Origin of the sequence: Paracoccus sp. (in: a-proteobacteria) (assembly GCF_030536915.1) — a bacterium.
Taxonomy (GTDB): Bacteria; Pseudomonadota; Alphaproteobacteria; order Rhodobacterales; family Rhodobacteraceae; genus Paracoccus.
Genome location: NZ_JAUNPC010000074.1, coordinates 1 through 13,571, shown reverse-complemented (window position 1 = coordinate 13,571; position 13,571 = coordinate 1). Strand labels below are relative to the sequence as shown.

The following is a 13,571-nucleotide window of genomic DNA, read 5'->3' as shown; positions in this document are numbered from 1 at the left end:
CGCCACATCAACCGGCTGATCGAGCCCACGGCGGGCGAGATCGTGATCGACGGGCAGGACGTGGTGGCGATGACGCCCGCCGAGCTGCGCGCCTTCCGCCGCCACAAGACGGCCATGGTGTTCCAGAAATTCGCCCTGCTGCCGCATCGCACGGTCTTGGACAACGTGGCCTACGGGCTGGAAATCCAGGGCATCCCCGAGGACCGCCGCCACCGCACCGCGAAGGGGTGGATCGAGCGGGTGGGGCTGGCCGGCTATGAAAGCCGCTATCCCAACCAGTTGTCGGGGGGCATGCAGCAGCGGGTGGGGCTGGCCCGGGCGCTCGCCAACGACGCGCCGATCCTGTTGATGGACGAGGCATATTCGGCGCTGGATCCCCTGATCCGTTTCGATATGCAGACGGTGCTGCTGGACCTGCAGCAGGAGTTCCGCAAGACCATCATCTTCATCACCCACGACTTCGACGAGGCGCTGCGGATCGGCGACCGCATTGCCCTGCTGCGCGACGGCTCGATCATCCAGGAAGGCACGGGGCAGGAGATGGTGCTGCAGCCCGCCGACGACTATGTGTCGAGCTTCGTCCAGCACGTTGACCGCGCCAAGGTGGTGCAGGTCGCATCCGTGATGCAGCCGCTGATGGCAGGGGCGCAGGGGCCTGCCATCCCCGGCCGCGCCAATCTGGGCGAGGCGATCCGCATGATGTCGGCCGAAGGCGTGGACCGGCTGACGGTGCTGGATCAGGCAGGCCGCGCCATCGGGCTGATGCCGATGACGCGGGCCGTTGAGGTCGCCGCTGGGGGCAGTTGAGAAAACGGCCTGACCCGTAAGGGCAGGCCGTTGCCGCATCCCGTCGAGAGAACCCGCCCATGACGGGCGGCTTTTTCAGCGCTCGATCACCAGATCGCTGAGCGGGCGCGAGCAGCAGGGCAGGAACATTCCTGCGTCGATCTCTCGCTGACGGATGCCGCCGCCGTGCTTCATGTCCACGCTGCCGCTGACCAGCCGCGACTTGCAGGTGCCGCAGATGCCGTTGGCGCAGGAGGACGGGATGCGGACGCCCGCCTTCTTGGCGCAGGACAGGACCGTCTGTTCCACCCCGACCTCGATGGTGCGGTTCTGCTTGGCGAACTGGACCTTGAAGGTCCGCGTCGCCGGTGCGGCTTCGGGCAAGGGCGCTTCCAGCACCGCCGCGTCGAAGCTTTCCTCCAGATACCGGCCCGGCGGCACGCCGAGGCTTGCGGCGATGGACCGCGCCGCCGCCATGAAGGGCGCGGGCCCGCAGCACATCACCACCCGCTCGGCCATGTCCGGCACCGCCAGCGCCATCAGTTCCGCCGAGATGCGCCCCGTGAGGCCGGGCCAGGCAGGCTCGCCCCCCCGCGCCTCGGGCAGCAGGAACAGCCGCAACCCCTTGATGCGGCCCGCCAGCAACGCGAGTTCTTCGCGGAAGACAAAGTCCTGTGGCGTCCGGCCCGCGTGCAGGAACACCACGTCCGAAACCTCGGCCGTATCCGCGATCTCGCGCAGCATCGACATCACCGGCGTGATCCCGGACCCGCCCGACAGGAACAGATATTTCCGTGTCTCGGCCACCGGCCGCAGGAAGGTCCCGCGCGGCCCCTGCGCCCGCACCGATGCCCCGGGCGTCAGGTTGTCGTGCAGCCAGTTCGACACCACGCCGCCCGCCACGCGCTTGACCGTGATGGTGAAGCTGCCTGGCCGCGTGGGGGGCGAGGAGATGCTGTAGCAGCGGCTTTCCACCGCGTCGCCCACCGGGAAGTCGAACAGGAAATACTGCCCTGCGCCGAAGCGGAACTGCTTTCCCGCGGGCGAAACAAAGGTGAAGCTGCGGACATCATGGGTTTCCTGATGAACCGCGACGCAGCGCAACTGGTCGTCGGCCTCGGGGTCCCACCAGCCGGCGGGCGGCGCCTGCACCTCAGTAGCCATGCGCGCGCATCCGGTCCACATACCAGCCCGCGAACCAGTTCAGCTGGGTCTCGGTGAAGGGCGAATAGACCCCCGGCACATAGGCGGGGTCCGACACCCCCGCGTGCGACCGTCCCACCAGCGATCCGTCCTGTTCGTTGGTGGCAACCCAGACGCTGGTCAGCTTGTCGAAGTCATAGTCCACGCCTTCGACCGCGTCCTTGTGGACCAGCCATTTCATCCGCAGCATCGTCTTGTCGGGACCAATCGGGATCACCATCGCGGTGATGATGTGGTCGCCCATGAAATGGTGCCAGCTGTTGTGGCCCCACAGGTGCATGTCGCCCAGGTCCTTGCGGCCGATCCCCAGCAGCTTCGACACGGCGGCCGTCGCATCCGGCGTCTGCGATTCGCCCGCGCCGGAAATGATCAGCCGCTGGGTGCGGAAGTTGGTGCCGCAGTTCGTCAGTTGCTCGATGGCGGCGGAAGGATGGCCCTGCGCCTCCCACTCGGCGGTCTGCGCCTCATACATCGCCTCGTGCCGGGCGGCGGTCTCGCGGTCCTCGGGCGAAAGGCTTTCGGGGTCGAAGCCGAAGTCGAGGTCGATGAAGGAGACGCAAAGCTCGGGGTGGTTGGCCGAGCAGTGATAGCACTCGCGGTTGTTCTCCATCGTCAGCTTCCAGTTGCCGTTCTCGATCAGGTCGGTCTGGTGGGCGACGCGGGTGTTCTTCAGGTCATAGGGCAGCAGGCGCTCACGCCCCACGGCCTCCAGCGCGGCGATGTCGGCAGGCGGGTCGTCGGACAGGCAGACATGGATCAGCCCGCCGATGTTGCGGAAGTTAACGGGCCTGAGGCTGTTGCAGGTCTTGTCGAAATCTTTGCCCATGTGGGGGGCATGGGCCAGTTCGCCCGTCAGTTCGTAGGTCCACTGATGATAGGGGCAGACGAGCTTCGACACGACCGAAGGCCCCGGATCGAGGATGCGCGCGCCGCGGTGGCGGCAGACGTTGTGGAAGACCCGCAATTCGCCGTCGTCGTCGCGCAGCATGATCAGGCTGGACCCGCCGATCTCGATCGCCATGGCGTCGCCGGGTTCGGGAACGTCGCATTCCGGGCCGACGTAGATCCAGTGGTTGCGGAAAAACACCTCCATGTCCGCCTGGAACACGTCCTCGCGCGTGTAAAGCCCGGCGGGCAGGGAACGCCCCTCGACCCGTTCGTCAAGCAGCGTCGAGATCGTGGAAAAGGGGGACTTGTCGAGCATCGGAAACCTCTGGCGAAGGCGTGACGGTTGTGCGTCATCCTAGGCGCCAGAAACGGGCTTCCCTCAACTGCAATAATGATCCTTGATGGCATGATCGGAAGTTATGGCAAGGCGGCGAATCGCCGCATTCGGGAGAGCCGGGGTCATGTCGGGATTGCGCCGCAGGCTGCCGCCGCTGACCGCGCTGGTGACGTTCGAATCCGCCGCCCGGCTGCGCAGCTTCACCCGCGCCGCGGCAGAACTGGGGGTGACGCAGGCCGCCGTCAGCCGCCAGATCCACCTGCTGGAGGACACGCTGGGTTTTCCCGTCTTCCGCCGCCTGCATCGCCGCATCGAGCTGACGGAAAAGGGCCAGACGCTTGCGAATGCGGCCAGCACCGCGCTGACGCTGGTGGCCGATGCCATTGCCGAGGTCAGCGAAAGCTCGGCCCCCGATGAGCTGGTGATCTCGGCTTCGGTGGGTTTCTCGCATTTCTGGCTGCTGCCGCGCATCTCGCGCTTCAGCCGCGAACACCCCGGCATCAAGTTGCGGATCGTGGCGCAGGACGAGTTGGTGAACCTCGGCCGCGGCGAGGTGGATCTTACAATTCGTTATGGCAACGGGCTGTGGCCCGACGGCCGGTCGATCCTGCTGTTCCGCGACGAGGTTTATCCGATCTGCAGCCCCGATTATCTGCAGGCGCACGGGCCGATCGATGATCTGGACCAACTGGTCCGGCATCCGCTGATCATGCACCAGTCCTACGATCCCGTCTGGACCGGGTGGGAGGCGTGGCTGTCCGCCTTCGGCGCCGAGATGCCCAAACGCGGCGCGCAGATGGTCTGCAGTTCCTTCACCGATTCCATCTATGCGGCGCTGGCGGGGCAGGGGATCTCGCTTGGATGGGCGCGGCTGATCCCGGACCTGATCGAACAACGGCGACTCGTGCGTCTGACGCCCCATGTCGCCATGACCAGCGACGGCTATCACGTCGTCCTGCCGCATCGGGGCAAGCCCAAGCGGGTGACGGAACTGTTCCTCGACTGGCTGTCCGGCATGGCGCGCGAGGCCGAGCATGGACGCGTCCCGCAGCAATCCCTGACCTGACGCCTGAAACTGGAGGAGAGGACGATGACGAACAGCCGCAGCCCGGAATTGCAAAGGTTTCTCGACTTGGCCCTTGAGGCGCTGACCCGGCATGCGCCGAAGGGCGAGGCCCGTGCTTCGCTGGACCGGATCGCCGCTGCCGCCGCGCGGGTCGAGCCGCAGCGGGAGGGCTCGGGCAGCCGCCAGCCGGTCTGCGCGCATCTCGACCCGATGCTGGACTCTCTCGCGGCACACCCCGACCTAGGACCTCTGGTCCAGGCAATGCGCGCGGTCGAGCCGGCGGTGGACTGGCGGCCGCGCAGCACGAACGACACGGCCAGCGCCAATTTCCCGACCTCGCATGCCAATGCCGTCTTTCTCGGTCCGGGCGGGATCGAGCAGCGCAACGACATCTGGATCGGCGTCTCGCTGCTGGGTCCGCATGTGCGCTATCCCGACCATGACCACGCCCCCGAGGAAACCTATCTGGTCCTGTCCGAGGGCGAGTTCCGGCAGGCGGACGGCGACTGGTTCTCGCCCGGTGTCGGCGGGTCGTTCTACAACACGCCGGGCATCCTGCATGCGATGCGCTCGGGGGACCGGCCGCTGCTGGCCATGTGGGCGCTGTGGAACCACCGGGCCGAGGCCGCGTAAGGGCGGGCAGCCGGCTGGCTCGGGCTGGGGGCGGAATATGCCTCTGCTGTCAGGGGAATGCGACCTTGTCCCGGTTGACGAAGGTGGCGAACTCAGGCCGCACGGAACGGCCTTTCCCCGAGCCGCCGACTTCGCGCAGACATGAGGTCACTCGTTTCTCGCGCGCCATTCCTTCCAGCGGATGAACAGGTTTGCGCCGAGTTTCGCCAGATGGGGCGCGGGCAGCCGTTCAGGAAGCGGTTGCGCCGCGAAAAACCGCGTGACGTCGCTGGTCTGGCCAAGGGCCGCTTCGGCGGCGGCGATGCCCGCCAATGTGCTTCGCGTCGTGCCAAGGCCGTTGCAGACGCAGGCGGCATAGAGATTCCGTCCGATGTTGCCCGCCACCGACGATCCGTTCCGCGCAAGGCAGAGGTGGCCCGCCCATGAGAACTCCATCCGCGTGCCGGCAAGCTGCGGAAAGCGCGCGTCGAACTTGGCGCGCATCATCCGGTCGGCCGCGCGCAGGTCGCCCGCCGTCGCAACCATCTCGGGGCGCAGTTTCGCCATGGTGCGGGTGATGATCCGGTTGCCGCCCTGCGCGGTGGAAATCCGCCGCATGGTCGTGCCCATCGGATCGGATGGCGTCACGCCCCAGTTCGCCGCGCCGCCCAGTTTCCGCAGGGCGCCCGGCGAAAGCTCCCCGGTCATCGTGGCGAACAGGAAGATGTGCATGAGACGGCGAGCGGCGAAGCCGAAGCTTTCCAGATGCCCGTTGTTGGCAAGGATCACCGCGCCGGCCTGCAATTCGCCCCCTGCCGTGCGGACCGCCCAGCCGCCGTCCAGTTCGGCCAGTTCCGCCACGGGGCTGTTCTCGAAGACCGCAACCCTGCGCGCCAGCCCCTTGGCGATGCCGCGGATATAGCCGGCAGGCTGCAGCATCACCGTGCCCGGCGTGTAAAGCCCCGAGCGGTAATAGGCCGAGCCGGTCAGCGCCTGCATCGCCTGCCTGTCCAGCATCTCGGAGGGCTCGCCCAGGGTCGTCAGATGGGCGGCATAGGCGGCGTTCTGGACATGGGCGCGGTCGTCCACGGCGCCGTTCACCTTGCCCTCACGCCGGAAATAGCCCGGGGGGATGCCGTATTCCTGCACCATCCCCTCGGCGAAGGCGATGGCGTGGCGGTTCAGGGCGATGAGGCCACGGTCCGAGGCGACGCTTTCCCCGGCATAATCCTCTGATGTCAGTTCATGCGGCAGGTCGATCATGAAGCCGGAATTGCGGCCCGCGCCGCCCTTGCCGATCTCGCCCGCCTCGATCACGGCGATGCTTGCGCCCGGTTCCAGTTGCAGCAGGCGCCGCGCCGCCGACAGGCCCGCGAAGCCACCGCCGATCACGGCGAAGTCGCAGGTCCGCCGCCCCTCAAGCGGGGCCTGCGGCTTGCGCGGGCCGAGGATAGCGTCCCATCCGGCGGTGCCGGTCTGGCGGGGAAGGCGTGCTGCGCGGATCGTTCCGGCCATTCCGAACCTCGAGTCAGGAAACCGAAGGCGCGCCGGCGCCTTCGGTGAAACGTCCGATGCTGCCCCGGACGGATCAGTCCACGCCGTCGCCGGCGTTGTCCGACAGGTCCACCCAGATCGTCTTCAGTTGCGTATACTGGTCATGGGCGTGGATGCTGTTGTCGCGCCCGCCGAAGCCCGACTGCTTGTAGCCGCCGAAGGGCGTCGAGATGTCGCCCTCGCCGAAGCTGTTGACCGTCACCGTGCCCGCCCGCAGCATCCGCGCGCCGCGGATCGCCCGCTTGGCGTTGGCGGTGAAGATCGACGCGGCAAGCCCGTAGTCGGTGTCGTTGGCGATGCGGATCGCTTCCTCGAAGCTTTCGACCTCGATCACAGACAGGACGGGGCCAAAGATCTCCTCGCGCGCCAGCTTGTGGTCGTTGCCGGGCACCTCGACGATCGTCGGCTGGACATGGGTGCCGTTCTCGCTGTCGCCGCCCATGATGATGCGGGCGCCACGCGCGGCTTCCAGATAGGACGTGACCTTGTCGAAATGCGTCTTTGACACCAGCGCCCCGATGCGGACGGACGGGTCCAGCGGATCGCCCAGGTTCCATTCGCGGGCATGGGCCTGCACCTTTTCCAGCAGACGGTCCTTGATCCCCGACTGCACGATCAGCCGCGAGGCGGCCGAGCAGTTCTCGCCCATGTTCCAGAAGGCGCCGTTCACGACATGGGCGGCGACGCTGTCCAAGTCCTCGGCATCGTCCAGCACGATGCAGGGGTTCTTGCCCCCCATTTCCAGCACGACCTCCTTGAGGTTGGAATCGGCGGAATAATGCAGGAAGCGCCGCCCCGTCGCGGTCGAGCCGGTGAAGGACACCATGTCGATGTCGGGATGGCGGCCGATCGGCTCGCCCGCGCCCGTCCCCGACCCGGTGACGATGTTCAGGACACCCGGCGGCAGCCCGGCCTCGGACGCAAGCTCGGCCACCCGCAGCGCGGTCAGGGGGGTCTCGGCGGCGGGCTTGACCACCAGCGAGCAGCCGGCCGCCAGCGCCGGGCCGATCTTCCATGCCAGCATCAGCAGCGGGAAGTTCCAGGGCAGCACCAGTCCCACCACGCCCACGGGTTCGCGCAGGATCATGGCGATGTGGTCGTCGGATGCCGGGGCGACCTGGTCGTAGATCTTGTCGATCAGCTCGGCGTGCCAGCGGATCGTGTTGATCGTCTCGGGGATGTCCACCGTCTCGCAGTCATAGATGGGCTTGCCGCTGTCGATGCTTTCCATGACCGACAGTTCGTGGCGGTTGCGCTCCATCAGCCGGGCGAGGCGCAGCAGCACCGCCTTGCGCTCGGCCGGGTGCAGGCGCGACCAGCGGCCGTCCTCGAAGGCCTCGCGCGCCTTCCGCACGGCGAAATCCACGTCCTCGGGTCCGCAGGACGCCACATCGGCCAATTTCGCGCCGGTCACGGGATTGACCGTCTCGAAGGTCTCGCCCGAGATCGCGGGCCGGAAGCCGCCGTCGATGAAGGCGTTCGAGGGCAGGGCGATGGACCGGGCCAGCGCCTCGTATTCGTCCCGGGTCAGAAGATCGGTCATGGCTCAGTTCCCTGCCTTGATGTCCGCGATGGTGGTCTTCAGCACCGAGATCACCTGTTCCAGTTCGCGCTTCTCGTCCTTGTCCAGCCCCCTCAGCGGCGGCCGCATCGGCCCCGCGGGGATGCCCGTCATGGTGGTGCCGTGCTTGATGCACTGGATGAACTTGCCGCCCTGTTCCAGCACCGTCATCAGCGGCAGCATCGCCGACATGATCCGGCGGCCCCTGGCGAAATCGCCCTGCAGCACGCAGGTCTCATACAGGTAGACGTGTTCTTCCGGCAGGAAGTTCGACCCCGCGCAGATCCAGCTTCGGGCGCCCCAGGCGAAGAACTCCAGCGCCTGGTCGTCCATGCCGCAGGACAGCTGGATATGCGGATAGTCGCGCGCCAGCAGGTGGACCCGGTTGATGTCGCCCGAGCTTTCCTTGATGCCGATCACGTTGCGCGACCGCCCGACGCGGTCAAGGAAGTCCCGGCCCATCTCGACGCCCATGCGGCCCGGATAGTTGTAAAGGATGATCGGCAGGTCGGCCGCGCGGTCGATCGCCAGCGCGTTCAGCGCGTTCTCGCGCTCGGTCGGCACCGCATAGGGCGGCGTGCCCAGCAAGAGCCCGTCTGCCCCCATCTCGCGCGCCCCCTGGGCCAGCGCGATGCTGTCGGGGGTCCGCATCGCCCCGGTGCCGACGATGACCGGCAGGCGGCCGTTGACGCGGGCGGTGACGAAGCGCGCCAGTTCCAGCCGCTCCTCGACGGTCTGGGCATAGTTCTCGCCCGTCGAGCCGCCCGAGATCAGCCCATGCACGCCCTTTTCGATCAGCCGCTCGACCAGTTCCTCCAGCCGGACGAGGTCGAAGGCGCCGTCCTCTTTCAGCGGCGTCACCAGCGGCGTGTAGATGCCTTCGAGCGTCATCCTGAATGTCATCTGCTGCCTTTCTGCATGATCTGGTTGCCCCTGCTCATCACTCGATCCCCGCCCGCCGCTCGCGCAGCGCCATCGACAGCCTTGCCCCGATCAGGGTGAAGGGCTGGGGCGGGATGCTGCGGGGGGGCGGGAAGCCGCGGTAGATCCGAAGAAGATCCGAGCCCGTGCCCGTGATCGCCTCGGCCGCCGCCAGTCCCGAGGCGGTGGCGTTCGACGCGCCCAGGCCGTTGCAGCCGCAGGCGGCGAAGATGCCGTCCTCGACCTCGCCGAAGGCCGGGACGCCGTTCCATGTCAGGGCCATCGCCCCGCCCCAGCGGTATTCCATCGCAAGGTCGGACAGGCCGGGAAAGCGATGCGCGAACTTGCGATCATGGACCCGGCCGACCCGGCGCAGCCCGGCATCCCCCACGGCAAGGCCCGGATTATAGGTATAGCGCGACCGCACCAGCAGCCGGTCGCCCGACGGCCCCGACACCCGGCGCAGCGTGGTGCCGGCGGGCGAGGCGGGCGTCGCCGCCCAGTCGCGATGGCCGCCAAGCCGCGCGGGGTCGAAGGCCTGCGTCATCGAGGCATAGGTATAGACATGCAGCAGCTTGCCCCTGAAGAAGCCGAAGCGCTGGGCATGGCCGTTGTTCGCCAGGATGATCCGGGGCGCTTCCACCGAGCCCTTCGGGGAACCGATCCGCCAGCCGCCCGGCTGCCGGTCGAGCCTCAGCGCGGGTGACTGCTCGAACAGCCGGACATTGGCCGGAAGCGCATCGGCGAGGCCGCGGATATAGGCGGCGGGCTGGACGATCACGGTGCCCGGCATGAAGATGGCCGAGGTGAATGCGGCCGAACCCGTCACCCCCGCGATCCCCTCGCGGTCGAGCAGGCGGTAGTCCTCGCCCAGCCGGTCAAGCTGGCGGGCGTAGTCGCGGATGTGCCGGTCCCCTTCCGGGGTCATGGCGACGTTGTAGCGGCCGCAGGGGTCCAGGATGTCGCGCGCCCATCCCCGCTCCTGCGCCAGTTCCAGCGCGAAGGAAACCGCGCGGCGCTGCAGCAGCACATGGTTGCGGCTTTTCTCAAGCGCGTTGCCGCCGTAATCCTCGGACGAGACCTCATGCGGCAGGTCGATGATGAAGCCCGAGTTGCGCCCCGCGGGGCCTTCGCCGACCACGCCCGCCTCAAGGACGGCGATCCGCAGGCTGGGGTCGATCCGGGCCAGGCGCCGCGCCGCCGACAACCCGGCGAAGCCCGCGCCGATGATGGCGATGTCGGCCGTCTGCCGGTCATCAAGGATCGCCGCAGGGGTGCGCGGCGGCAGCATCGCGACCCAGGCCGAGACGCCCGGATGCCTTGGCAATTGCGACGGCCTGATGCTGCGGCCGAGGGTCACGGCTGCGCCTCGATGTCTGCAAGCTCACCAAGCGCAGCCCTGAGAATGGCGGTCTTTTCGGCGCTCAGGCCGCTGAGCGGGCGGCGGGGACGACCGGCGCCATGGCCGGTGATCTCGGCCGCGGCATAGACCGACTGCACGTAGTCCCCCTGCCAGATCAGGTTCATCGCCGGCTCAAGGGGGCGCCAGAGTTCGCGGACCCTGTCCCATTCACCGGCCTCGGCCGCCCGGACCAGTGCCACGCAGCTTTTCGGCGCGAAGTTGGCGCCGCCCCAGATCAGGCCGGACGCCCCGGCGAACAGCGCATAGGGCACCAGCGGGTCGGCGCCGTTCATCATCGGCAGCCCGGTGCGGATCAGGTCCGCCTGCTGCGCCAGATCGCCGCTGCTGTCCTTGACCGTGACGAAACCGGAAATCCCGCACAGGCGGCGGAACAACCCGGGCGAGATGCCGACGCCCACCGCCTGCGGCACGTTGTAGCCGATGATCGGCAGCCCGCCGTGGCTGGCAGCCTCATAGAAGGCGAAAAGGTCGTCCTCGCTGGTCGGTCCCTCGAAGAACGGCGGCAGCACCATCACGCCGTCGGCGCCGCAATCCGCCGCGTGGCGCGTGCGCGCCACCACATCCTCGACCAGCAGCGCCGAGGTCTGGACGATGATCCGCGCCCGGCCGTCGATGATCCTTGCGCCGCGCGCCACCAGTTCGTCCGATTCCACCCGCGACAGGTAGACATGCATCCCCGTGCCGGAACTGAGGACAAAGCTCGGCACGCCCGCCGCGATGTAGCGTTCCAGATGGTGTTCCAGCCTGTCGAAGGCGATCCGGCCATCATCGCCGAAGGGCGTCGTCACCGCGAGGCTCAGGCCTGGGAAGGGAAAGTCGGGCATTGCCGGCACCTTTCTGCGTGTTGGTCAGGACCCGAGCGGCCCGTCCAGGCCCTCGGGGACGGCATAGGCCGCCATGTTGCGCCGCGAGAGGTCGAGATGTTCCTGCACGAGGTTTCCGGCCTGCTCGGGATCATGACCTTCGATGGCGTCGATGATCTGGTCGTGCTGGTCCGCCGTGACCCGCAGCATCTCGGGCGTGGTGATGTCGTTGCGGTAGAAGGTGCGGCCGATCCGGGTGTGGTCGATCAGCAGCCGCCGCAGGCTGGGAAGCAGATAGGCGTTGCGCGCGATCCTGCCGATTTCAAGGTGGAATTCGTTATTGGCGAAGATGCGGGCATTGACGTCGTTGCACTCGATCGCCGAACGGAAGTCCGCCTGAATCCGGCGCAGACGGGCCACGTCATCCGCATCCGCCGCATCGGCGGCAAGTTTCGTGGTCCCGACATAGATCATCGGCGCGACCAGATAGAAGTCGCGCAGGGCGAGATAGCCCATGGATGTGGCGCGGGCAGGGCGGTTCGCTTCCAGTTCGATATAGCCTTCGCCGGCCATCTGGCGGATGATTTCGCGCACCGGCGGGCGCGACATTCCGAATTCCTCGGCCAGATCGACCTCGTCCACGACGGCGCCGGGGGCGATCTTCATTGTCAGGATGCGCCGCCGCAATGCCTCGCCCAGTTGATGCTTGCGGTCCCCGTTCACGGCCGGCCGGGGCGTCGAGGAAGCCATCTGGATCATCGGCCGGAACCCTCCAAGGTAGGGCGATCTTTCGACCGGATCGCCCGCAATATTTCTGTAGACAGATTGTCTAACGTTTGTACTGTGTCAACAGGCTTCGCGCAGCGGCAGGGGAGAAGGGCCGGCGCGCGGCAAAACGGACGAAGGAAGCGGCGTCCCGAGACGAATGGTTCCGCTTTTGAAAAATGGGGAGTTGGACATGAGAAAGCTGCTTACGGCCCTTGGCGCTGCCGCGCTTCTGAGTCTTGCCGGCCTTTCGGCGCAGGCGCAGGAAAAGACGATCAAGCTTGGCACCATGGTCTGGGAGGACATGATGCCGATTTCGCTGGTGACCAAGCATGTGCTGGAAACCAAGGGCTATACGGTCGAGATGACCCAATTCTCGGAATGGGGAATCGCCTACGCCGCCCTGACGCGGGGCGATGTCGAGGTGATGACCTCGCAGATCGATTATGTCGCCCAGGATTACTGGGACAGGAACAAGAACCGGCTTGAAAAGATCTCGATCGTCTCGAACGGCCTTTACCAGGGCCTCGCGGTGCCGAGCTATGTCAACATCGATTCGGTCGAGCAACTGACCGAGAACGCCGATATGCTGGGCGGAAGGATCGTCGGGATCGAGCCGGGCGCCGGGCTGATGCGCGAAACCGCCGATGCGGTCGAGAAATACGACATCGGCATGACCCTGGTCGAGGGCAGCACGGCGGCCATGACGGCGGCGCTGCAATCGGCGGTGCAGCGGCAGGAACCGATCGTGGTGACCCTGTGGACGCCGACCTGGATGTTCGAGAAATTCGAGATGAAGTTCCTAGCCGATCCGCAGGGCGTCTTCGCGCCGCCGCAATCCTACAACCTGATCGCCCGAAACGGCTTCTCGACCGAAAAGCCCGAGGCGCGCGAGATCCTTTCGGGCATCTTCATGCCCATCGCCGATGTCGCCGCCATCAACTCGGCGGTGGCGGACGGCCAGACGATGGAGGCCGCGACCCAGGCCTGGATCGATGCCCATGGCGAACTGATCTCGCGCTGGGGCAACATCAAGGACTACTGATCCCTCGACCCTGTCGCCTGCCCCTCTGGCGGGGGGCGGGCATTTCCGTCCCTCACCGGAAGGGTGACACCAGGATGACCGAGCAGACGCCAGACCTGCTGATCGACTGCCATTCGCTGTGGAAGATATTCGGCAAGAACACGGACGCTGCCCTGCGGGCAGTCGTGGAACGCGGCGCGACCAAGGCCGAGGTGCTGAAGCAATACAACTGCGTCGTGGGCGTGGCGGATGCCTCGCTGCAGGTCATGCGCGGGGAAATCTTCTGCATCATGGGCCTGTCGGGTTCGGGCAAGTCCACGCTGATCCGCATGCTGAACCGGCTGATCGAGCCGAGCGCGGGCAGGGTCATCGTCAAGGGCGAGGACATGTCGCGCCTTGATGCCGCCCGGCTGCGCGAGGTGCGCGCCCGCCATATCGGCATGGTCTTCCAGTCGGTCGCGCTGCTGCCGCACCGCACCGTGCTCGAGAACACCGGCTTCGGGCTTGAGGTGCGCGGCGTCGGCCGGGCCGAGCGCGACGCGGCCGCCAGGGCCGCGCTGGACAAGGTGGGCTTGAGCGAATGGATCGACCGCTATCCGTCCGAACTGTCGGGGGGCATGCAGCAGCG

At 67.1% G+C, this 13,571-nt stretch carries 13 protein-coding genes; 5 read left to right on the top strand and 8 right to left on the bottom strand.

Annotation, left to right across the window (positions count from 1 at the left end; all coding sequences use genetic code 11):
* On the top strand, positions 1-807 hold an 807-nt coding region (locus Q4F04_RS11890), incomplete at its 5' end, for an ATP-binding cassette domain-containing protein (protein WP_303370038.1).
* Positions 808-882: 75 nt separating this feature from the next.
* Here the strand turns inward: Q4F04_RS11890 and Q4F04_RS11885 are convergent.
* Together Q4F04_RS11885 and Q4F04_RS11880 are read right to left on the bottom strand one after the other, a co-directional pair.
* Positions 883-1,950 (bottom strand): hybrid-cluster NAD(P)-dependent oxidoreductase, encoded by a 1,068-nt coding sequence (locus Q4F04_RS11885; RefSeq protein ID WP_303370037.1) that lies wholly within the window; start codon positions 1,948-1,950, stop codon positions 883-885.
* Positions 1,940-3,193 (bottom strand): aromatic ring-hydroxylating dioxygenase subunit alpha, encoded by a 1,254-nt coding sequence (locus tag Q4F04_RS11880; protein ID WP_303370036.1) that lies wholly within the window; start codon positions 3,191-3,193, stop codon positions 1,940-1,942. The genes Q4F04_RS11885 and Q4F04_RS11880 overlap by 11 nt, the downstream gene beginning before the upstream one ends.
* A gap of 145 nt (positions 3,194-3,338) precedes the next feature.
* On the opposite strand from Q4F04_RS11880, the gene Q4F04_RS11875 reads away from it, so the two are divergent.
* Positions 3,339-4,280 carry a LysR substrate-binding domain-containing protein gene (locus Q4F04_RS11875; protein WP_303370035.1) on the top strand — a complete coding sequence of 314 codons (942 nt, stop codon included), beginning with the start codon at positions 3,339-3,341 and terminating at the stop codon, positions 4,278-4,280.
* A gap of 24 nt (positions 4,281-4,304) precedes the next feature.
* Complete coding sequence (locus Q4F04_RS11870; protein WP_303370034.1) at positions 4,305-4,913, top strand: dimethylsulfonioproprionate lyase family protein; 609 nt, start codon at positions 4,305-4,307, stop codon at positions 4,911-4,913.
* A gap of 147 nt (positions 4,914-5,060) precedes the next feature.
* Here Q4F04_RS11870 and Q4F04_RS11865 read toward each other — a convergent pair whose 3' ends face one another.
* The 6 genes from Q4F04_RS11865 to Q4F04_RS11840 form a co-directional block, all read right to left on the bottom strand.
* Entirely contained in the window at positions 5,061-6,407 is a 1,347-nt protein-coding gene (locus tag Q4F04_RS11865) for an FAD-binding oxidoreductase (RefSeq protein WP_303370033.1), read from the bottom strand.
* A gap of 73 nt (positions 6,408-6,480) precedes the next feature.
* Positions 6,481-7,989, bottom strand: a complete 1,509-nt coding sequence (locus Q4F04_RS11860; RefSeq protein WP_303370032.1) for an aldehyde dehydrogenase — start codon at positions 7,987-7,989, stop codon at positions 6,481-6,483.
* Positions 7,990-7,992: 3 nt separating this feature from the next.
* Positions 7,993-8,898, bottom strand: a complete 906-nt coding sequence (locus Q4F04_RS11855; RefSeq protein WP_303370039.1) for a dihydrodipicolinate synthase family protein — start codon at positions 8,896-8,898, stop codon at positions 7,993-7,995.
* Between the two features lie 49 nt (positions 8,899-8,947).
* Positions 8,948-10,288 carry an FAD-binding oxidoreductase gene (locus Q4F04_RS11850; RefSeq protein ID WP_303370031.1) on the bottom strand — a complete coding sequence of 447 codons (1,341 nt, stop codon included), beginning with the start codon at positions 10,286-10,288 and terminating at the stop codon, positions 8,948-8,950.
* Positions 10,285-11,175, bottom strand: coding sequence for a dihydrodipicolinate synthase family protein (locus Q4F04_RS11845; protein WP_303370030.1), 891 nt, complete (start codon positions 11,173-11,175; stop codon positions 10,285-10,287). The genes Q4F04_RS11850 and Q4F04_RS11845 overlap by 4 nt, the downstream gene beginning before the upstream one ends.
* A gap of 24 nt (positions 11,176-11,199) precedes the next feature.
* Positions 11,200-11,913, bottom strand: coding sequence for a GntR family transcriptional regulator (locus tag Q4F04_RS11840; protein WP_303370029.1), 714 nt, complete (start codon positions 11,911-11,913; stop codon positions 11,200-11,202).
* 199 nt (positions 11,914-12,112) lie between these two features.
* Between Q4F04_RS11840 and Q4F04_RS11835 the strand changes: the two genes are divergently transcribed.
* Together Q4F04_RS11835 and Q4F04_RS11830 are read left to right on the top strand one after the other, a co-directional pair.
* On the top strand, positions 12,113-12,964 hold the full coding sequence (locus Q4F04_RS11835) for a glycine betaine ABC transporter substrate-binding protein (RefSeq protein WP_303370028.1): 852 nt from the start codon (positions 12,113-12,115) through the stop codon (positions 12,962-12,964).
* A 74-nt stretch (positions 12,965-13,038) separates the two neighbouring features.
* Positions 13,039-13,571, top strand: a 533-nt coding sequence (locus Q4F04_RS11830) for an ATP-binding cassette domain-containing protein (RefSeq protein WP_303370027.1), incomplete at its 3' end; no start/stop codon positions are given.